This window comes from Enterobacter sp. BIDMC 26, from assembly GCF_000534435.1.
Lineage (GTDB): Bacteria > Pseudomonadota > Gammaproteobacteria > Enterobacterales > Enterobacteriaceae > Enterobacter > Enterobacter ludwigii.
On the sequence record NZ_KI973182.1, the window covers coordinates 1,864,133 to 1,884,830 of the forward strand.

Sequence of the window (20,698 nt, forward strand, 5' to 3'; positions counted from 1 at the left end):
AGGCCCAACATAGAAATCAGGTTTTGTTTTACCGCTACACTCACGACTCAACCCCCACAGATCCACCCATCCCAGCGCATTCGGCGCATACTGGTAAAGGTTTATCCCCCCCGCCAGCCCTATCGGGTCCTGCTGCGTAAACCTACCGCAGTCCGGGTCATAATACCGAAACAGATTGTTGTCAGTCCTATCTCACGGTCCAGGTATTGCCCCTGCATACGCAAGTTCTGAGAATATCCTGATAGCTGCGTCCCGCTTCCCTGCAGCAGTTTTTCCCAGGCACTATTCGCCCCTTCCCAGCGCATCTGCTCCTGGCCAGGCAGCGTGTCGTCCTGAACAAGCAAACGCCCGGCGCTGTCATACTGCCAGCGGTACCAGCTGAACGGGTTGTCGTCACGCTCTTCCCACACCAGGTTATTGCGGTAGTCGTAATCCCAGCGGCGGGACCCGCATCGCGGTGCCGGACATTGGCATTGCCGGTAAAGACGTTCCGGCAATGCAGTCGGTCAAGGCGGTCATATTCGCTGCGGGTGGTCAGCATCCCCTGGGTGCGGCTGGTCTCACGGTGAAGTTCGTCGCGGCTAAAATCTGAGACCGACAGCTTATTGAGAGCAGGGTGAACAAGGCGCGAAGAAGCAGGCAAGATGCTGCGTAAGGAAAAGATTACATCGTTAAAGATGGCGATATGATGAACTCTTGTTTAACGTTTGATTTTCTTAGGGGTAAAACACATTTTCCAGGAGTTCTGTCTTCACACTGGCCTCAAAAGGTATGATTTCAACAGTCGCAAGCTTTATTTTCGACACCCCATCATTAAATAACTGCGAGGTTTTTTACACCAATACGCATTCAATTCATGATTTTATATTATTCCATTTGCAATAATCCCTCCAGGATTTTTCATCTCTGAAACCAGAACGATAATTACAATAAATTGCACCTGAACAATTCCAATGGTCATATGCCGCATTAATATGGCCCCATGCACCATGAATTGGGAGGTCAACATTAGTTTTTTCTTTGAACCAATCCCTTAATTTATTTGTGACTTTCCCCTCTGGATTTTTTTGCTCCCCATCGATTAATTTATAAGGTGCGAAACTCCAACTACCTATAATAGCATTTCCATCATTAGGTTGAATAAAGTTAACTATCAAATAAATATCACCATGCGTGTTTCCTTTTATGTTAAAAATAGCTCTATAAGAGACTGTATCACATCCCTTATCTGGCCAAGGCTCCCAATTTAAATTATTATTATTCATTATTTCTTTTTTGGTTATAAGTGGTGTCAGCATCAGCATTTTATTGAAGAAAAAAGCGCCTGTATCTATAGCAAGATTCATAGTCATATTCCGATATCAAAAGGCTTGCTAATAGGCTCAAGCACAATTTTATAATTTGAAAGGAAAATTATGTTCCTCCTCCCTGACCAAAAACAACAGGATCTTATGATAATGCTTGTCCCGTTCCAGCAACTGCATCTCGTTTTACACGGTACGCCTAAATTTTGCTACGGAATCCAAATATTCTATGTGGCTGTACCTGCAAACTCTCCCATAGTTTTTGTCTACTACCGCCAGCGGCATCGAGAGTTGCCTTATCAAAATAAAAACCAGATTGTCCAGGAGCACCACCGTAGATGACATCACCTTCTTTTAACATTGTGTTAGACCATAAGTCGCGTCCTTTGTACTCCCCATGACCTTGCCACTGCCTGCCGAAAGCAGCCTGATTATGGTCATTTGCTTTCGTCGGTGCACATCTTGGTTTCAACCCCCACGGATCCCCCCATCCCAGCGCATTCGGCGCATACTGGTAAAGGTTTATCCCCCCGCCAGCCCTATCGGGTCCTGATGCGTAAACCGCTCACAGTCCGGGTCGTAATACCGGAATAGAATGTAGTGCAGACCTGTCTCACGATCCGGGTATTGCCCCGCATACGCAGGTTCTGAGAATATCCTGATAACTGCGTCTCGCTTTCCCGCAACAGCTTGCCCCAGGCGCTGTTCACCCCTCCCCAGCGCACCTGCCCTTCGCTATCCGTCATCCGCTCCGGCGTACCGTTGGGCTGGCAGTGGAACCAGAAGATCTCCGGTGCATCCACGCCATCAATACGCGCCAGCGGATCGTAGCTGTCCTGGTCGCAGTAGACACAGGTCAGCGGCACGTCCCCGTGCACTTCCTGCAGCAGGCGGAACCCTTCCCAGACAAACCGGGTGGTGACAAGCTTACCGGTTGGCCCCGCCCAGCATCTGGTGTCGCATTTTGCTGATGCGGCGACCGAGCAGATCGTAGCGGAAGCTTACCTGCGTCTGCGGTTTGTTGCGGTTCCTCGGGTTTGGCCGTTATCCTTCTCTACGGTGCGAGCATGGATATTATTATGCCAGCGAATACCATTCAGCTGCGTCAGGCGGTTGTGCGTAACCTTCTCAGCAGAACCTTCAAGCGGTTTACCGGCAGCATCCCAGCGCCACTGCTCCTGCCCGGGTAGCGTGCCGTCCTGAACAAGCAAACGCCCGACCCTTTCGTATTGCCAGCGGTACCAGCTGAACGGGTTATCATCCCGATCTTCCCGTACCAGGTTATTGCGGTAGTCGTAATCCCAGTGGCGGGACTCGCATCGTGGTGTCGGACGCTGGGCATTGCCGGTAAAGACGTCCCGGCGATGCAGTCGACCAAGACGGTCGTACTCGTTGCGGGTGGTCAGCGCCCCCTGCGTGCAGAATGGAAAAATTGCACTGTTAAAGATGGCGACATACTAAACTTCCTGAGTAAAGTTTAAATAGTTTCAGTTGTGTCTTGAGACTCTCTTTACCTTATGGCATTTACAAATAACCAACGCCATATCTTGATTTTTTATTGAAAGATCAACTAAGGTGTATATAGTTAATCCTGAAAGTGAGTAATTCATCTCGCCATAAATCCAATTTTTACAAAATTATTATCTAACTATTCTTTATGCATTTCATTATACATTTCTCTTTTTTAGACTCATTTTTAAAAGATGTACAAAGAAGATTATTATTTCATTTAGAAAAAAGGGATTAATCCGAGTTTTTATCTCGTATACCAAATAAGGCAGTCATCTATAATAAATTTAAATATCACTATTGGACAATATGACTTCCGTTACATGAATGGATAACTCATATATGTAATGTACGATTTATTACCATCAGAGATTAAGATCCCATCCAATATATATCCCACAATCAAAGGATCTTTCATTTGATTGCACTGTTATCTCTCCCCATTCATAAGTCCATTTTGTTCCATATGGAGGCTTATTTATCTTTCCCATATTGTTTCTGGAAAATTTATTTTGAACCCATTCTGTCAATCGTCTTTCTTCCTCTTCTAGATTTTTTAACGATGCCCTCTTATCCCAATCTTTGAGTGATTGATAAAAATCTCCGTCTTTACTTGTAAGAAAAAGAGATGGGTTAAATGAGAAAATTGCTGGTCTGAACTCTACGATAAAGTTCTGCCCTTCCCATTCAATATCATTTTTCGAAAAATAAAATTTACCTATCTTAGTGAATTGCGGATGGATTTTGTAAAATTCAGATGAAGTGAATGTTTCAAAAGAGCTAAGTTCAATAGGATAACCATCAATTTTAACATTCCCATTTTTAACATTAAATGTCATCTTCTTCATATATCTATAATCTTACCAGGAATTAATTTACCTCTTGCTTCTTCAGGTATGTAAAACTGCCCCCCCTTTCCGGATTGAGGATTCGCCGTTGCACAACCCCTAGAAACAAATATATCCTTAATACATAATATTCCCTAACTTTGGTTCCTATAGGGAAATCTGAATTAAGTGTCACTTGTGACACCTCATGATATCCTAATGAATCACCTTTAGATTGCCTAACTGTAGTATGAGTTATGGTATATGCAGGTAACTGATCACCATTTGAATGCAATGCATAGAGGATCGTTCTTTTTTAAGCGTTCTGTTCGAGTAACTATCAATACCTTTATAATCTTTATTATGAGGTCCTTGCCACTTACCACATTTGCACCATCAACTTCGCGATAAACATTCCAGTATTCATTACCATGAATATGAGGTTGAGAGGAAATCTGGACGTTATCTTTCAACACATTCGGTAAGTTTATGGAGTCATAGCGCCAGCGAATGCCACAAAGTCGTCTGTGGTTTGTTAGCATAACCTTAAATACCGAACATCAATAAAATTTATATGATACTTTTTGTTAAGAAAATAATCTGTAATCTTTATAGCAGCGTACACTAATGCACTGTAAGAGGTATACATATTGTTCTATTGACAACATGCGTACCGTAAAGTTATTAACAGTCCATAACCTGGTTTTTTAGAATCGAGGGTTCCACATCGGATTCATTATTCAAATCCTAACACCCTCGATTGTGGTCGAACATTAACATTTTAAATCGAATATATTAAATTAAATAATTTCCGATCTTCACCTTCAGGTCCGAATTTATATTCATCACCAACTAACCTCAGTATTTTTTCTTCATCTACAAAGAAACCTCTGTATACTATAGCGGAAATTATCCTTCCAAATATATCTGAAGAAACGTGTCTTCTCAATGTTTTAAGATCTGCTAAATTATCTCTAAGAATATAATAAGCGTAATTCATTAGAATGAAGTTGGATATTAATAAATTTTTTGTAGATTGATACTTATCAAAACACTGCTCCAAAGCTTTATATATTATTTTTTTAGATTTTTTATATGCATTAATAAAATTGCCAGGATCGATAAGATAGCAATTTTTATCATTAAACAACAGGTGATTATCTTCGTTATTCGCAACAAACAAAAAATTCAATACCGATGATTGATAGTATTTTATAGCCTTAATATCTCCAAAGTTTTTCTTTTTTTCAAATTGTGCATAAAATTGCTCAAGCAATGATAATACAGTTACATTGCCATGCTGAACAGTATTTATACAGAGCCCATCATTAGTAATGCATAGTAAATTATAAGAGTCATCATCCATGCCCATTTCAAAACACAAAAACCTTAAAAAAAAGTCTTTTGCTTTTATTGCGTAATCTTCTTTGCTGTTTTTTAAGGAAAGAAGTTGATGTATATAAAATAATATAACGATATCTTTATCTATACGCTGTCGATTATCTATTTGAAACAGATAACCTAATCGAGAAAGAAAAACTTCAAATGCATATTTCCCTTCTTCACTTAGGCCTAGCTTCTTTAATGCACGCTGTAACATAACCTTAGGAAAGCAAGTTTGCCAACGACTCAACTCTGCATACTTCCCATTTTCTTTTTTAAAATAAACGGGAAAAAGGTCTGGTTCATCTTGAACATAGACATAATTTCCAAAACTTTCAATCTCTGCTCTCGCATTAGTGAAGTGTTCAATTTTATGTAGATACATTTCAAAAATCATTAAGTAATCCTCTTACCACATTTCTTCCAATTACCTTTAGCATCTTTCTTTTCAATCTGGAATGAAGTGATTTTATCATTAAAACGAGAAAGGATATTTTTACCGATGCCCCTTGCTCCAGGTTCATTTCTCTTTGATAGAACTCCATCTTTCAGCCCGGTTTCTTTGTAATCAACTTTTGATATATCACTATGTTGATTAAGAAGCTCAACCCCAGAGTCATTTACGGTCATAACGGCACGATACTTTTCATTTCCAGGGTTAAACCCTGGTCGGCTATCATGATTAACCCATATGGCTTTTTCACCACGATTATTAGGAACCAATCCGCCTTTACCATCGCGTTCAGAAGCTGATGCAATCGCTTCATCTTTACTCATATAGCGTATAACTTCCTCTTGTTTTAATCCCAGAGGGTCTATTCGGGTTAAACTATTTGCACCATACTGGTAAAGGTTTATCCCTCCCGCCAGCCCTATCGGGTCCTGCTGCGTAAACCGCCCGCAGTCCGGGTCGTAATACCGGAAGAGATTGTAGTGCAGCCCCGTCTCACGGTCCAGGTATTGCCCCTGCATCCGCAGGTTCTGAGAATATCCTGATACTTGCGTCTCGCTTTCCCGCAGCAGCTTGCCCCAGGCGCTGTTCACCCCTTCCCAGCGCACCTGCCCTTCGATATCCGTCATCCGCTCCGGCGTACCGTTGGGCTGGCAGTGGAACCAGAAGATCTCCGGGGCATCAACGCCGTCAATACGCGCCAGCGGATCGTAGCTGTCCTGATCGCTGTAGACGTAGGTTAGCGGCACGTCCCCGTGCACTTCCTGCAGCAGGCGGAAACCTTCCCAGACAAACCGGGTGGTGCTCGGCTTGCCGGTTGGCTGTCCGCCCAGCATCTGGCGTCGCGTTTTGCTGATGCGTCGCCCGAGCGGATCGTAGCGGAAGCTGACCTGCGTCTGCGGTTTGTTGCGGTCCCGCGGCTGGCTGATGACTTCCGTCAGGCGATGCTCCCCGTCGTAGCAGTAGTGCCAGCGGGTCTGGCCGTTATCCTTCTCCACGGTGCGGCCGTGGATATCATAGCGCCAGCGAATGCCGTTCAGCTGCGCCAGACAGTTGTGCGTGACTTTCTCAGTAGAACCTTCGAGCAGTGAAGGTTCTGTAGTGGTAGCGGTTTGCGCCGCGGTTGAATCCGGTACCGCTGAAATGGACGACGCCGACCGTGAAGAGTCCATGGCCGAGCAGGGTCTGGAAGAGCCGGGCCTGAACCGCGTGATCCGCGCGGGCTATGAGCTGCTGAACCTGCAAAGCTACTTCACCGCTGGTGTAAAAGAAGTGCGTGCGTGGACCATCCCTGTCGGTGCGACTGCGCCTCAGGCAGCCGGTAAGATCCACACCGACTTCGAGAAAGGCTTCATTCGTGCGCAGACTATCGCGTTTGAAGACTTCATCACCTACAAAGATGAGCAAGGCGCGAAAGAAGCGGGCAAGATGCGTGCGGAAGGGAAAGATTACATCGTTAAAGATGGCGATGAGATGAACTTCCTGTTTAACGTTTGATTGGTTTTGAATGAAAAAATCCACGCTTAGGCGCGGATTTTTATTCCGAGATAAATTTCCTAGGTAGTATTAAATTTAAAAAATACCTTCTTTGAGAGGATGGTCTTTTATTCCTCCCCAAGGGTCATCTAGCAAAAACTTAGCAGCAACAGCTTCTTTTGCCGGTACAAGAGTGAAATTATAGTAAATTTCATTGCCTTCACAAACCTCATAAAAGAGTGAATAAACTTTATCGTTCACATCTATATTTAAATCGAATTTCTCAGTTGCTGAAGCGATTTGCAGCTTATGTTTATCCGTAATGAAAAATGGTACAACAATACAGCGCTGAGCATTTTCATCCAATTTGAAAGCATTCTCTATTTTGATATTGACGTTTGCTCCAAACGCGTCCTCTGGTAATGGATCGAATATAACATAATCCTTGTGAAGAACAGCACCTTGAGAAACATTACCCTTTCCCCACTGACTCAGCTTTTCGTCATAGTCTCGGGATCGGAACACTATTTGACCATGTGAAATCAGTAGATCAACTATTTGTATTTTTTTATCATTCATTACATTACCTCGATTTTTATTATCGTTCTACCGATAATGTGAGATCAGGCCATCAAAAATAAAATACCTGTGATATTTTTAAGATGTTAATGAGTGGCTGCAATACGAAATCTGACAGGGGAAGCACCCTTCCCCTGATGCTCAAATATTGGTTAGGATATTATCGATAAGCTCAAACCCTGAAACCCCCATTGTTGTGTAATTAGGGTATTCGGCAACAGATAACCGTCTGATTTCGTCCTCTCCTATATATAAAACACCAGCATAATTAAATATTTTCAATTGTTTTTTTTCTTCTGTAAGATCAGTGTGACCAATAATTTTCCAAACGCCTTTGCTGATATTTTGGTTGCCGGTAAAGATAACTTTCGTCTCTTTACCAAACTTTTCAAAACTTAGCGGTGTTAATGAACCGCCATCAATAAGCTCTTCAGTCTGCTGTATCGATAATATGCAGAACCCTATTGCTTGCTTAAATTTTTTGCTTGGAGCAAAAATAATATGACAAATCGCATATTTCCCATTGCTCAATGGAATGACAAAGATGTCACCCTGTTTGTATTTTACTTTCATAAGCCATTACCTTTCAGTATTGATAACGCATCATTCAATACTTTTCCACCCCAATCACTGCTATGACCCACAATATCATATGTGCTAGCCTTTGGGTTATTAGGACTATACGATCTGATTTTATTGAGGAGATTTGTTAAAGAATTCGTTGACTTAGCTCCACCATTAAGATCCATAATTCTTTGTTCCAAGTATTTAGCTTCAGCTTTGGTCGAATTATTATCAAATATGGTCAACTGTTCCAAAAGAGATTTACCCGGTGTATTCACATGGCTATTCAAACGCGTTGGTGCATCCCCACGTCCTACATTGATAATATTCTTTCCGTCGTGTAGAACCTACAACCATGCATACAATTCATACCGGAACGCTACACATGCACCTTCTGGTTGGTCTGTACATAACTTAAAGCCAGAAAGCCTAATCATCTTCTATATCGGGAGGAGGAGTCACAATACCAAGAACCTCTCGCCCAAATCGAATATCTTCATCAGATTTCTTTTTTAACTTAAGGATTACAACCCCCAGCAGAAAATTATTTTTTTCATCTGAATAAACCTTAAAAGAATATGACTTAGTAGGGATGTTAATTACAGAAACATTTTCTTTATCAAAGTTTTCAAGAGCAATAATTAACTCATCAAGCCCCTTTACTTTCAATTCGGTGAATTTCGTATTTTCTTTATGCGCTTTCATTGTTCGCAACTCATCTTGAGTATGACTTATGAATGATGCACATTGCATATTATTTTTTTCATTTAGATAAGAACGAAATTCATCCGGTATTTTTTCTCGCGCATACTCAACAAGGCTATCATTTTTCATGGTAAAAACACCTCAACATCGCCACTTCGGATTCCTTTAAGTAAGATTTCTCGTTCCATCCATTCATCAAAAGAATACTCCCACGACCAAGAATCGCCTGACTTAGGAGCACCAACTTTGACTCTTAATATAACACCATCAGGTCCTGCAAAGTTTCTTGCTACATCGGGACTATCTGTCCACGAAGTATATGGGCTGATACTTGATACCCCGCCAAAGTTATGTTGCTCCGGAGTTATTGATGAATGAACATCCCCAGGAATCACCTTACCATTAAGTGCATTTTCCCATTCGGGATGGTCTTTATGTATACCCCGGTAATTATATTGCCCTGGTTCCACATCCGGTAGATGTTTATCAGGTTTACAAGGCGACAACCCTCACGGATCCACCCACCCCAGCGCATTCGGCGCATACTGGTAAAGGTTTATCCCCCCCGCCAGCCCTATCGGGACCTGCTGCTCGCTTTCACGCAGCAGCTTGCCCCAGGCGCTGTTCACCGCTTCCCAGCGCACCTGCCCTTCGCTATCCGTCATCCGCTCCGGCGTGCCGTTCGGCTGACAGTGGAACCAGAAGATTTCCGGTGCTTCCACGCCATCAATACGCGCCAGCGGATCGTAGCTGTCCTGACCGCTATAGACACAGGTCAGCGGCACGTCCCCGTGCACTTCCTGCAGCAGGCGGAACCCTTCCCAGACAAACCGGGTGCTGACCGGCTTGCCGGTTGGCTGTCCGCCCAGCATCTGGCGTCGCGTTTTGCTGATGCGTCGTCCGAGCGGATCGTAGCGGTAGTGCCAGCGGGTCTGGCCGTTATCTTTCTCTATGGTGCGGCCGTGAACGTCATAGCGCCAGCGAATGCCGTTCAGCTGCGTCAGGAGGTTGTGCGTAACCTTCGCAGCAGAGCCTTCCAGCGGGTTACCGGTAGCATCCCAGCGCCACTGCTCCTGTCCGGGCAGCGTGCCGTCCTGAACAAGCAAACCACCGGGCGCTGTCGTACTGCCAGCGGTACCAGCTAAACGGGTTATCGTCACGCTCTTCCCGTACCAGGTTATTACGGTAATCGTAATCCAAGCGGCGAGACCAGCGGCGCGGCGACGGACGCTGCGCATTGACAGTGAATTCATCCCGGCGATGCAGTCGACCAAGATGGTCATACTCGCTGCGGGTTGTAAGCAGTCCCCGGGGGCGGCGATTCTCAAGGTGGAGTCGTTCGTCGCGGGTATACTGACAATTTATTGAGGGAAAGGGTAAGCGAGGCGCAAAAAACAAGCAAGATACATGCAAAAGGAAAAAAATGATATTGTCAAAAATGGCTACGTGATGAACTAATTATTTAACATTTGTTTTTTGAATCAAAAAATCCACACCAAGGCGTGGATTTTCATTCAGAGATAAACTCCCTCTTCTAATGAGTTTTCAATAAACGTTGCTTTTGTAAAGGAAATTAGAACATCTGAACCTTGCTTTTTAAATTTAACTTTGTAACTACCAGGTTCTAAAATAATAAACTCACCAGAAATAGCATCTGAGTCATCAGGCTCAAGATCTCCGCCCGTGACATCCTCCCCCGCCCCAATGAAAACCTTTCCAGAAGGTACGTTTAAAAATAGTGCTCCAACATACTCGTCAACATTATTTTTTATATGAATTTTATAGGTGCCATCCTCTCCAAGATTGAGAAATAATACATTCCCTTTATTTATTTCTTCAATTTCAACTTCTGGAAGACTCCACCAATCTGCATCATTATCAATTCTATGTTTTAATGACATCAAATCATAAATAACTAATGTGGCAGTATCCGTCTGGACATGAATGGATTTATTCATTTTACCCCCTATTGAAATATTATTTCTCTGATGGCATCCCCAGCTGAAATCCCGCCTTTCTACCTGTATTTTCCAGGAACTACCGACACTTTTATTAATTGTTTCATTCAGCATTTATACTCTTTATACAGGCGAATCTTCAACAATTAAATTAACAGATGATCAGCGTTTTACTTACTTAGATCAGGAGCTGAGCCGAACATCTTTTCAAAGCACGCAGAAACAGCTTGCCTTATCATTTTTTTAAGGGCATTTGATCTTAATACGCAGGGCCAGTTCGAGTTAACGTGTTACGCTTCATATCAAAGGAATAAAACCAATCATACCAGCCATTCTGTTGTACTGCATAACTACAGACGACGACCACTTCCTTTGAAAGATTAAATGTTAAGTAGTAGAAAATAGCGTCTTCAGGAGGTGCAGACGACAACAGCTTTTCGCCCCGAGCATTGAAAATTGTCAAAACGGTTGGTAATGGCTTTGGTTCGCTTAACGCAAAGACTAATTGGCGTGTTGAATCTATCATTGCACAGTCTAAAAATGGTAAAGTAATCAGTGTGTTACTTTCATCATGCGTCCATTCAAGCAGATCATTTTCTTTAATACAATTAAGATTTTCAATCATAGGTAAACCTAAAATTTCATTGTTTGATCTGTTTCAAGTCACCTTCAAAAAACCCCACAAGAGATACACGGTACCGGGCTGGCTGAACTTCTTTATACGTAAAAACAGTTGAAAAGTCTTTTAAATAGTTTTGACATGTGTTTTTCGAAACATACAATTGGCTTTCATCATAGCTATATTTATTATCTTCACTAAGATACTTCACACCTCTCATTTTCTTAACAAGAAACCATTTTACCTCTTCGGTGAGCGAGTCAAAACCATATGAATTTACTATGGAATATAGTAGTACACCTTCGCATTCAGGGCATGCTAGTTCCTTTCCATACTCTATGAAATCATTGTCAATGCCATCTAGGACTAATAACTTCTTTTTCAGTCGATTTGTTATTTTCATTTTATCTAAATCTTTAACTCCATTAATAGACAGGTTAGGTGATAAGCAAATGGGGGGGTTATTAATTGAAACTTCATTTAGTCAAACATTCCATTCAATATAAATTCCACAGTCGAAGCTTTTTTCATTAGACTGTACAACAATTCTTCCCCATTCATGTTCCCATTGAATTCCATATGGTGGATTGTTAATTTCAAGCTTAGGGTTTGAGGTTATTTCATTCTCAACCTATTTTTCGTTTGAATACTAATTGGTCCTAAAAGGTAGTTACTATTTCTGAGAAATAACAAACTCATGACCAAAGATGGTAATTGTTAATTAAAGGGAAAAATACGTTGCATTTTTAGTTTTTAACTAGAACTTTATGGCTTGCTACAGAATTTCATAATAATAGACTTCACAGCAGCAGAATTAAATAAGTCGCAAACTTATTAATTATTCTTTAAGGGAGTCTCTCTTCTGTTACCAATCCATCAAGAAAGTTGGAAAATGAATTTGTCAGATATCTTTGAAGTTTTATATGATTCTCTTGCATAGTCAAATCTTCATCAAAAGAATCTGTGGCAAAATATACAATTGAATAATTATCTAAATTCAGACAAAAGAAATTCCCTCCCCAATCATTTGCGAAAGGAAGCAGGTTCCTAGGAATCACTTCCCTATCCAACATGCTAATATAGCAACCGTCAATTAAAGACCTAGGATCATGATTTGTCTGAGTATTATAAACAAACGGTTTAAATCCTGCTACCTCTACTGGCTCAAAACCTTCATCACCGTCCCACCAACTTTTCTCAGGAATGCCACCATTAAATTGCAGATAATGTAATACGAAATCATCCGAAAGGGTAATAGATAATTTACTTTCCGTTTTATAAATATCTGCACGTCCAATCTTTTTTTCACATTTTTTGAAGTTATTCATCAGATTATAACGTAGTAATTACACTCCGTAAGCAATTATATGGAACATATTTATTCAAGCCACCTTTAAAAGGTAAATAACGATGTATTCATGTTCTTTTGCGCAAAAAAAATTCAAGGTATTTTCTAGGTCTATCCTGAAACGCACGCTCTTTGCCGTAGTTATAAGCATCGTTAAAATATTTATACGCTTCCTCAAATTGATTCAACTCATAACAGACCATGCCGAGATCGATTAAGGGTGCAGTGTCTATATCCGATCCACATGTCCGTAATGTCGTCTCTCCCCATTTCTTTGCCTCAGCATAATCCGTCAGATCAAAATATGCGCTGTATATGCATGCACAGATCCAGTTGGCAATTTCCCATTCAAGCTTCGGCTCAGGAAGAGCTTGCCAGGCTTTGTGGTATTGCTCTAACGCCTCAGTATATTTTTTATCATCATGAAAATCATTTCCTTTTTCTATAAAAGATGTAACTCTTTTTTCATCAAATTTATCGTAACCGATTTTCATGTGTTTATTGATGGTGAATCGCAAAGAAACCTCCTAACCAATATAAAAGCTGACATGAGCCATAAATAATTTTTGAAGAAATAAGCTCTCTAAAAAATGTTATTTTTAATATTAAAAAATAAAAACTTAACCAAAAAAGAATTGCTTAAACCCTTTTGCCTCAACATCCTTTAGTTTGCTTTTAAGCATAAAATCGATATCTTTCAGAAAATCCTCTCTGAAATTAAAATCATCATCTGTACCATCACCATCATATTTACTTTGCTCTATCTCAATGGCAGAACAAAAAACATCCAAAAAGTCAGCTAAGGAACCGGAAATGATAAAGTTTCGTTTTTGAATACTACCATAAACAGGGGATGTTATATTTCGGGTGTCACAAAAAAGAACGTCTCCATTTCTTTCAGCAAAGATTATATACTCATCGTGCCAGGCCGTATCATTTTGAACTCGCCAGCCTGATAATATTTCATTGAGATCTTGGGACTCAACAATTTGTATAAAGAAAGTACCATAAAATGTTGGGTGGTCATTTAAAATCAAATGACTATAAAAAATCGAATTTCGCCATTTAAATTTACAGGGAGAGAACTTTTATTTTCTTCTGCTGTAAAGTCTATCTCCCCCATATTTAAATCATTCGTTTTGAATTTGATAACAAAGTCTTGAATAGTATTTTTTATATACATCATTCCTCTTTAAGAGTTAACATTATTGATTACTCGTAAAACTACTATGATCTATAGTTGAAAAATGGACTCATCATCCAAAGAACTTTTTCGCGCCATTAAAAAAGAAAAATAAAGAATCAGTAATGGCACGACACCATTCAATATTAAGGTAGTTTATTGCCCTTTCTCTTACGATTTGAGTCTATTTCGTAGAAATAATCCTCACAGAAAACGTCTAAAGCATTTTCCAGTCGAACAAGTTTCAAACCCCGGAAGCCTTTACTTTCTATAACTTCCTTAACCTCTTGTTTAATAATGATAAAACCACCTAATAATGTGTCGCTAAACGAAAGAATATCATATTCAAGCGCATCATCCTTTAATTCGATTTTAAAAGGTATGATATCTCCGAACTTATCATCTTCAAGAATAGATTTTTCTTCATCTATAACATCCCCGCCTGGAAAATATACATATTTAAAATCATTCCGAAGAACTTGACCATTCCCGATCGAAACTGGTGTTATATCTCGGTCAAAAAAAACATTGTGCTTATAATTTTCTAAAATTGAAAATAAAGACTTATCCATCAAGTGCCCAAAGTCTTTTTTATAATAGTCAAATTTCAAAGCCCCAACATTTTTATTGCACAACAAATAAATACGTTCTGGACATTCATCGTCTGTTATTCGATAAGGGTAGGAAAATGCAGAGCCTTCTATTTCCCAGTTTTCATCGATCTGTAATCTTTCATCAACCATGCCCTGTAAATTTCTTGGCATGAGTGATGATTCAAAGTCATTCATGATCACATAATAGGACATTAATTCATTCTCCTGCATTTTGTTGTGGGAACATGACCCATCCAAATTTTATTCTTCATATCAATCTGGATCCGCCTTATAGCTATCCTCGCCCCTTTAGCATCCAATCTCCCAGAATTATATCGTTGCTCAACACGAGCAATTCGCTGACGGACAATGTCACTATAGTTATGATGATTACTGCTATGGAAAACATCCATTCCTTTCCCTGCATCTTGTTTCATTGCTGTTGCGCTCCCTGGCACATGAATACCATTAAATGCAGAGTTCATGTCTTTACCGATGCCAATATTATTGAAGAATGATTGGTTCTCTTTCCACACCTCAACGGGTATAACATGGTGAGCAGAAAGTCGATCTCCAACTTTACCAGACATAGCTTTATCTAATATACCACTATTAGATAACCCCCACGGATCCACCCACCCCAGCGCATTAGGCGCATACTGGTAAAGGTTTATCCCCCCCGCCAGCCCTATCGGGTCCTGCTGCGTAAACCGCCCGCAGTCCGGGTCGTAATACCGGAAGAGATTGTAGTGCAGCCCCGTCTCACGGTCCAGGTATTGCCCCTGCATCCGCAGGTTCTGAGAATATCCTGATACCTGCGTCTCGCTTTCCCGCAGCAGCTTGCCCCAGGCGCTGTTCACCCCTTCCCAGCGCACCTGCCCTTCGATATCCGTCATCCGCTCCGGCGTGCCGTTGGGCTGACAGTGGAACCAGAAGATCTCCGGTGCTTCCACGCCGTCAATACGCGCCAGCGGGTCGTAGCTGTCCTGGTCGCTGTAGACGTAGGTGAGCGGCACATCCCCGTGCACCTCCTGCAGCAGACGAAACCCTTCCCAGACAAACCGGGTGCTGACCGGCTTGCCGGTTGGCTGTCCGCCCAGCATCTGGCGTCGTGTTTTGCTGATGCGTCGCCCGAGCGGATCGTAGCGGAAGCTGACCTGCGTCTGCGGTTTGTTGCGGTCCCGCGGCTGGCTGATGACTTCCGTCAGACGGTGCTCACCATCGTAGCGGTAGTGCCAGCGGGTCTGGCCGTTATCTTTCTCCACGGTGCGGCCGTGGATGTCATAACGCCAGCGAATGCCGTTCAGCTGCGTCAGGCGGTTGTGCGTGACCTTCTCAGCAGTACCTTCCAGCGGGTTACCGGCAGCATCCCAGCGCCACTGCTCCTGGCCGGGCAGCGTGCCGTCCTGAACGAGCAGACGTCCGGCGCTGTCGTACTGCCAGCGGTACCAGCTGAACGGGTTATCGTCCCGCTCTTCCCGCACCAGGTTATTGCGGTAGTCGTAATCCCAGCGGCGAGACCAGCGGCGCGGCGACGGACGCTGGGCATTGCCAGTGAATACATCCCGGCGATGCAGTCGACCAAGACGGTCGTACTCGCTGCGGGTGGTCAGCAGCCCCTGGGTACGGCTGGTCTCACGGTGGAGTTCGTCACGGGTAAAATCGGAGACCGACAGCTTATCGAGGGCAATGCTGAGCAGATGCCCGCTACCGTAGTAGAACTGTTTCAGCTCGCGGCCATCGGGCAGCGTGACGGAGGTGCGGTTGCCGAGAGCATCATACTCCCATGCCAGCTCACCGTGCTCGCCCACTTCATGCGTGACACGCCCCAGAGCGTCATACTCAAAGGCAAGTTCCTGTTCTGCCTCTGCACTCCAGGCGTCAACGGAAAGTGCCGGATGAAGTCCAATACGACTCAGCAAACCTGACGGTGTGTAGTGATAACGGGTCTGCCCTTCCGGCGTGGTGCGGGCAACCAGCTGGCCACTCGCGCTCCAGGCGAAGGCATGGGTGATGGCTTCCGGATGACCGGCGGCAAACGTGCGCGCTATCGTACGCCCGCAGGCGTCATAGCGATACTGTGAGGCCACGCCATCGAGCCCCACCTCTTCCAGCAGCAGCGAGTCGGGCCCCCAGCGGAACTGATAGGCTTCGCCATTTTCATTTTCCAGGGCAATCAGTCGCCCGCGGCTGTCCCAGCGGCGACGGACCTCTTCACCCTGAGTGTTACGCGTAGCGGTTAATCGTCCTGCCTCGTCGTATTTAAACTCACTTTCTTTGCCATCAGCGCCCGCATGCGTCACCGGCAGGCCGCGTTCGTTCCATGCAAGTGACTCTGTCCAGCCTTCCGGTCGATCGAGTTGCACCGGACGCCCCGCGGCATCGTAGCGATAGCGCGTCTCTTCGCCGTCAGCGCCGATCTCAGTCGTCAACCAGCCCAGCGGATGATAGGTATAGCGGGTTATTCGTCCTGAACAGTCTGTGGCACGAATGACCTGCCCGGCCTCGTTGTACTCCTGGTAACGACTGTTTCCCGCGGCATCAACTTCTTCAACGACCTGACCAAACTCGTCCCGGCGCAGCAATGTTGTCTGCCCCATCGGGTCTACCACACGCTTCAGCCCGTGATGCTCGTCGTACCAGAAACGGGTCGCACTGCCGTCAGCTTCAATGATGCCTGACGGCAGCGCGCGGTGCTCCAGCCAGGTGGTGGTGCGGGTATTGCCGTCGGCGTCGATTTCCTGCACCCGGTTGCCCATTTCGTCGTAGACGAAGGTGACGGCGTTACCGAGCGGATCGATGCGACGGGTCAGAAGTTCGTTTTCATCCCACTCGTAGCACCAGTTTTCACCGCGCTCGTCAACGTAGCGGACAATCAGATTTTGCGCGTTCCAGTAGTGCTTACGCGTCTGGCCATCGTAGTGCTCGACGGTCGTCAGCCCGGCGGCTAAATCGTAGGTGAAGCGGCAGCCGTCGCCGGTGCTGGTGCGGTTTTCCACCACGCGCCAGTGGTCGAATTTTTGCCAGCGGTATTCGCTCTCCAGCCCGCCCGGCAGGCGGTGCCAGACCATCAGGCCGTGGTCGTTATAGCGGTATTCGCGCGTCACTACGCCAGAGGCATCCGTCACGCTCGCCAGCTGGCCGCGCGCATCGTAACCCCACTGCATCAGCGGCCAGGTACGGTTGCCGTCAAAATGGCTGGCAGAGGTGGCGCGCTGCGGGAAACGCTCATCTTCATAGCGCAGGGTGACATCAATCGCCCGTGGCTCATCGTGAAGATTGACCAGCCTGCCGTGTTCATCCCACTCCGTCAGCAGCGCGTTACCGTATTCGTCGCTGAGGGAGGCCAGACGCAGGATGGTGGGATTCACCCGGGTCGGTTTATACAGACGCCATACCGCGCCGTCATCGTCGGCAATCGCCACGTCGCCGCTCTCATTGCGGCGGATGATGATACCTTCGCTGATGCTGTAAAACGCGCGATCGACGGGCGGCAGCTCAAAGCTCAGCTCACGGCCGGTTTCGTCGAACCAGGTCGCGTTGTTCTCTTCGAGCGTCAGATAGCTGTCAAAGGTTGTCGCCCAACCCAGACCAAACAGCCCTTCACGAGTGGTCAGGCTGTTGTAGCTGCGCTGCCAGCGCAGCGGGAAGCGCCCCGGCAACGAGAAATCGAGTTCATCGTCATCATTCAGCACCTTCACGCCGGTTGCAGCATGTACCGGGTGCGAGGAGCCAAACACAGCATTAACGGCCATATCGGCCAGCATGCCACCGCCGGCTGCCGCCAGTGCACAGGGCATATTTTTCAGGATTTTACCCGGACGTCCGCGCAGCAGGGAGAGCGCGATCATCCCCAGCGCCAGACCCGGCGTTTTACCGCTCTTGATATCACGTACCGTGAGCGTGTCGCCGCCAATGATCACATTCGGGGACACATCATCAGAGACAGTGCCTTCACAGGTGGTGCGATCTTTTGCACGTACCGCGGGCTGCCCGTTAATGAAGACGCTCTTAGAGCCCTCAGCGAGGTATTGCGGCCCGGAGTGCTTTTCGCACGCCACTTTATCCTCTTCAAGGGGCGACGTGCCTGCGGCGGCGGACGCCACGCTCGGCTGCCACATCTCGCTGCCAAACTGTCCAGCGGCGGAAAGCAGCATGCCGGCATAGTCGGCAAAGCTGCCCGGAGACTGTGGTTCAGGTGACGGTGTGTCGGCGGGCGTCAGCGTCCCGGCCGCTCGTGCAGCGGGAATCGCGTTCGTCAGAACGTTATCAGACCCGGTGGTAATTTTGCCCGCTGGCGACGGCGGGAACAGCGCGTTGCCTAAACCTTCGGCGGCGTTGCTGATATCGTCAGTTATACCTGCCACGTTTGCCAGTACGCCGCCAATGATCCCACTTAACAGACAGCTGGATCCAATCGCCGCCACGCCCGCGGCGGCAGCACCCGCCCCCAGCAGCGGAGCAGCAACGGTTGCCGCCGCGCCCACGGCAGCGCCGATAACGGCATAGGCCGCACCTTCCGCCACAATACTGGTGATATCCGCAAAAATGCTGGAGTGAATGATCTCGTCGCCCTGACGGGCCGCGTTGTTATCGCTCATGCCTTACACATTCCGGTTGTCGTTTAGCGTCAGACTCTGCTTAAGCGCGCTCCAGCGCCCCTGATCCTCTGCGGTGAATGCTCTGAGCGCCGAGAGGGTAAAAATCATCAACACCGGCTTGCCCGGCGTTTGTACGGCCAGCTGTTTTTGCCAAATGCGCTGTCCGTTACTGTCAAAAGTCGTCTCGACTTCCAGCGCGTTAATTTTCCCGTCAGGCCCGACCTTTACGCCCTGGAATGCGCTTTGGGCAATCTCGCCCATCTGCGGACGTAGTAGTTCCCACTGGCGGTGAAACTCTTTCTCATAGTCGCTGCCATCCGGGATACCGCCGCGGCTGACCACGACGGACAATCCGCTTTCGTCATCGCGAATAATATTCATACTGTTGTCCTGCCAGGCAGCAGGAAAAAGGGAAAACGAACCTTCCTGGAGGGTGTATTTCATAAGTGAACTCGGGATGATTAATAGTGTGAGAAATAAAAGGGGCCAATCCATGCTGGCCTTTGGGCTGGCGAATGCATTATTTAAGCCACTGACCTGACTGTTCAACTAACACATGGCTGCCTTTGCTCACGACCAATTTCACAGGTGAGTAAGTCACGGTGTAAGCGATCTCGCCATTCTTATAGGTAGAACCAATTATTTTACCTGCAGGATCGTGCAACGTTTTCCCCTTAAGGGAGATCGTACTATTATCACTTTTGCGCACGCCGAGATAATACATCTGGTCACATTCACTAGTAAAATGCCCGCATTTATTGACCAGAGAAATAGCGAACTTTTCAGTATTGAGTTTTCGGGTTTCAACTGTCTGAGCCGAAGCAGCTTTCTGTAACGTATAACGCTGCGGAGCATAATAATTTCCTTTTTGAGGAGGAGTAACTAAACGCCATTCCATTTCACTCCCCTTAATTTCCAGAACAGCCCGTCCGCCTATACCGCCAAACGATGAGTTGAACTCAACATTGGCACGATTGCCCGCGATCGTACCGCTAAGATTACGCTCATCATCTTCCGGGCAATCAATGCGGTTTCCTCTTTGAGAAATATAGCAATAAGATCCGGAGATACGGCCACCTGATTCAGCTAACCGCAGAGTTAACGTCGAGTCGTTCGCGTACTCGCCTGACCATACTCCGCCAAATGCGGGACCAGATTGGCTTATCGTTTCATAATGCAGTGTGCCAAATCTTGCAGCCCATTTTTTAATATCGCCGTTAATATCCTGGCGATGTTCAGAAGACTGATAATGAATAACGTCAGACTCGGGTATGACCCAGGCAGCGTAGATTTTGCCATCTGGTTCGATAACCAAAGCAGAGGCGTTTTCCAGATAAAGATCTTTTAGCCAGCCTTCAATTAACAATCCACCGTCAGCCGTGGAATGCGGTTCACCAAATACATCAAAATTGTTGATAAACGTCTGGTAATCGCTTCCTAGGGCCTTTCTGAGGAGGTCTGTCACTTCGCTATCGTTAACGATGCGACTGACCGTATTGAGCTTATTGTATTGTGATAACTCTAGCGCAGTTGCAGTTTCAATTGCATCTGCCAGGAAAGCGGTGAGCAATACGGCTGCCAGATATTTCCTTTTCATA

19 protein-coding genes and 5 pseudogenes are annotated in these 20,698 nt (G+C 45.3%); 1 reads left to right on the plus strand and 23 read right to left on the minus strand.

Translation table 11 applies throughout. The annotated features are described in order from the left end of the window. Nucleotides 1-42: 42 nt before the first annotated feature. The 7 genes and pseudogenes from L462_RS25545 to L462_RS24340 all read right to left on the minus strand — a co-directional run. Nucleotides 43-655: pseudogene (locus L462_RS25545) on the minus strand (RHS repeat-associated core domain-containing protein); the annotation flags it as partial. Nucleotides 656-854: 199 nt separating this feature from the next. Beyond that, a complete protein-coding gene (locus L462_RS25100; RefSeq protein WP_072031447.1) occupies nucleotides 855-1,346 on the minus strand; it encodes a hypothetical protein in 492 nt (163 codons plus the stop codon). A gap of 157 nt (nucleotides 1,347-1,503) precedes the next feature. Next, a complete protein-coding gene (locus tag L462_RS25325; RefSeq protein WP_181006741.1) occupies nucleotides 1,504-1,665 on the minus strand; it encodes a hypothetical protein in 162 nt (53 codons plus the stop codon). A gap of 105 nt (nucleotides 1,666-1,770) precedes the next feature. After that, nucleotides 1,771-2,722, minus strand: a pseudogene (locus L462_RS0123515) (RHS repeat domain-containing protein); the annotation flags it as partial. A gap of 456 nt (nucleotides 2,723-3,178) precedes the next feature. Further along, nucleotides 3,179-3,661 carry a hypothetical protein gene (locus L462_RS14495; protein WP_032678368.1) on the minus strand — a complete coding sequence of 161 codons (483 nt, stop codon included), beginning with the start codon at nucleotides 3,659-3,661 and terminating at the stop codon, nucleotides 3,179-3,181. Nucleotides 3,662-4,421: 760 nt separating this feature from the next. Next, nucleotides 4,422-5,420 carry a hypothetical protein gene (locus tag L462_RS14490; RefSeq protein ID WP_032678369.1) on the minus strand — a complete coding sequence of 333 codons (999 nt, stop codon included), beginning with the start codon at nucleotides 5,418-5,420 and terminating at the stop codon, nucleotides 4,422-4,424. Next, nucleotides 5,420-6,559, minus strand: a pseudogene (locus tag L462_RS24340) (RHS repeat domain-containing protein); the annotation flags it as partial. The gene L462_RS14490 and the pseudogene L462_RS24340, both read right to left, overlap by 1 nt. On the opposite strand from L462_RS24340, the pseudogene L462_RS14480 reads away from it, so the two are divergent. Then, nucleotides 6,549-6,971: pseudogene (locus L462_RS14480) on the plus strand (DUF933 domain-containing protein); the annotation flags it as partial. The pseudogenes L462_RS24340 and L462_RS14480 sit on opposite strands and share 11 nt — an antisense overlap. Nucleotides 6,972-7,046: 75 nt before the next feature. On the opposite strand, the gene comJ reads toward L462_RS14480, so the two are convergent. The 16 genes and pseudogenes from comJ to L462_RS14425 all read right to left on the minus strand — a co-directional run bounded on the left by comJ (nucleotide 7,047) and on the right by L462_RS14425 (nucleotide 20,697). Next, nucleotides 7,047-7,529, minus strand: a complete 483-nt coding sequence (comJ, locus tag L462_RS14475) for a competence protein ComJ (RefSeq protein WP_032678371.1) — start codon at nucleotides 7,527-7,529, stop codon at nucleotides 7,047-7,049. A gap of 141 nt (nucleotides 7,530-7,670) precedes the next feature. Then, nucleotides 7,671-8,102, minus strand: coding sequence for an immunity 26/phosphotriesterase HocA family protein (locus L462_RS14470; protein ID WP_032678372.1), 432 nt, complete (start codon nucleotides 8,100-8,102; stop codon nucleotides 7,671-7,673). Beyond that, the gene (locus L462_RS25105) at nucleotides 8,099-8,347 is read right to left on the minus strand and encodes a hypothetical protein (RefSeq protein WP_181006731.1); all 249 of its coding nucleotides are present in this window, start codon (nucleotides 8,345-8,347) and stop codon (nucleotides 8,099-8,101) included. The genes L462_RS14470 and L462_RS25105 overlap by 4 nt, the downstream gene beginning before the upstream one ends. 175 nt (nucleotides 8,348-8,522) lie before the next feature. Then, nucleotides 8,523-8,927 (minus strand): hypothetical protein, encoded by a 405-nt coding sequence (locus L462_RS14465; RefSeq protein ID WP_032678373.1) that lies wholly within the window; start codon nucleotides 8,925-8,927, stop codon nucleotides 8,523-8,525. Continuing rightward, the gene (locus L462_RS25110; protein WP_155964426.1) at nucleotides 8,924-9,268 is read right to left on the minus strand and encodes a hypothetical protein; all 345 of its coding nucleotides are present in this window, start codon (nucleotides 9,266-9,268) and stop codon (nucleotides 8,924-8,926) included. The genes L462_RS14465 and L462_RS25110 overlap by 4 nt, the downstream gene beginning before the upstream one ends. Before the next feature lie 42 nt (nucleotides 9,269-9,310). Then, nucleotides 9,311-10,151 (minus strand): annotated as a pseudogene (locus L462_RS14460) (RHS repeat domain-containing protein); the annotation flags it as partial. 161 nt (nucleotides 10,152-10,312) lie between these two features. Further along, nucleotides 10,313-10,756, minus strand: coding sequence for a DUF6386 family protein (locus L462_RS14455; RefSeq protein ID WP_032678375.1), 444 nt, complete (start codon nucleotides 10,754-10,756; stop codon nucleotides 10,313-10,315). 259 nt (nucleotides 10,757-11,015) lie between these two features. After that, a complete protein-coding gene (locus L462_RS24345; RefSeq protein WP_072031448.1) occupies nucleotides 11,016-11,381 on the minus strand; it encodes a hypothetical protein in 366 nt (121 codons plus the stop codon). Nucleotides 11,382-11,397: 16 nt separating this feature from the next. Further along, nucleotides 11,398-11,778: a hypothetical protein gene (locus L462_RS0123520; RefSeq protein WP_032678376.1), complete on the minus strand. Its 381-nt coding sequence runs from the start codon at nucleotides 11,776-11,778 to the stop codon at nucleotides 11,398-11,400. Between the two features lie 442 nt (nucleotides 11,779-12,220). Next, nucleotides 12,221-12,703 carry an SMI1/KNR4 family protein gene (locus tag L462_RS14450; RefSeq protein ID WP_082209483.1) on the minus strand — a complete coding sequence of 161 codons (483 nt, stop codon included), beginning with the start codon at nucleotides 12,701-12,703 and terminating at the stop codon, nucleotides 12,221-12,223. 88 nt (nucleotides 12,704-12,791) lie between these two features. After that, on the minus strand, nucleotides 12,792-13,241 hold the full coding sequence (locus tag L462_RS14445) for a hypothetical protein (RefSeq protein WP_050595743.1): 450 nt from the start codon (nucleotides 13,239-13,241) through the stop codon (nucleotides 12,792-12,794). Between the two features lie 102 nt (nucleotides 13,242-13,343). Continuing rightward, a complete protein-coding gene (locus L462_RS0123525; protein WP_254067920.1) occupies nucleotides 13,344-13,760 on the minus strand; it encodes a hypothetical protein in 417 nt (138 codons plus the stop codon). 292 nt (nucleotides 13,761-14,052) lie between these two features. Beyond that, nucleotides 14,053-14,712: an Imm43 family immunity protein gene (locus L462_RS14440; RefSeq protein ID WP_032678379.1), complete on the minus strand. Its 660-nt coding sequence runs from the start codon at nucleotides 14,710-14,712 to the stop codon at nucleotides 14,053-14,055. Then, nucleotides 14,712-19,100: an RHS repeat-associated core domain-containing protein gene (locus L462_RS14435; RefSeq protein WP_032678380.1), complete on the minus strand. Its 4,389-nt coding sequence runs from the start codon at nucleotides 19,098-19,100 to the stop codon at nucleotides 14,712-14,714. The genes L462_RS14440 and L462_RS14435 overlap by 1 nt, the downstream gene beginning before the upstream one ends. Nucleotides 19,101-19,103: 3 nt before the next feature. Then, complete coding sequence (locus L462_RS14430) at nucleotides 19,104-19,544, minus strand: DcrB-related protein (protein WP_032678381.1); 441 nt, start codon at nucleotides 19,542-19,544, stop codon at nucleotides 19,104-19,106. A 76-nt stretch (nucleotides 19,545-19,620) separates the two neighbouring features. Continuing rightward, entirely contained in the window at nucleotides 19,621-20,697 is a 1,077-nt protein-coding gene (locus L462_RS14425) for a hypothetical protein (protein WP_032678382.1), read from the minus strand. Nucleotide 20,698: the final 1 nt, after the last annotated feature.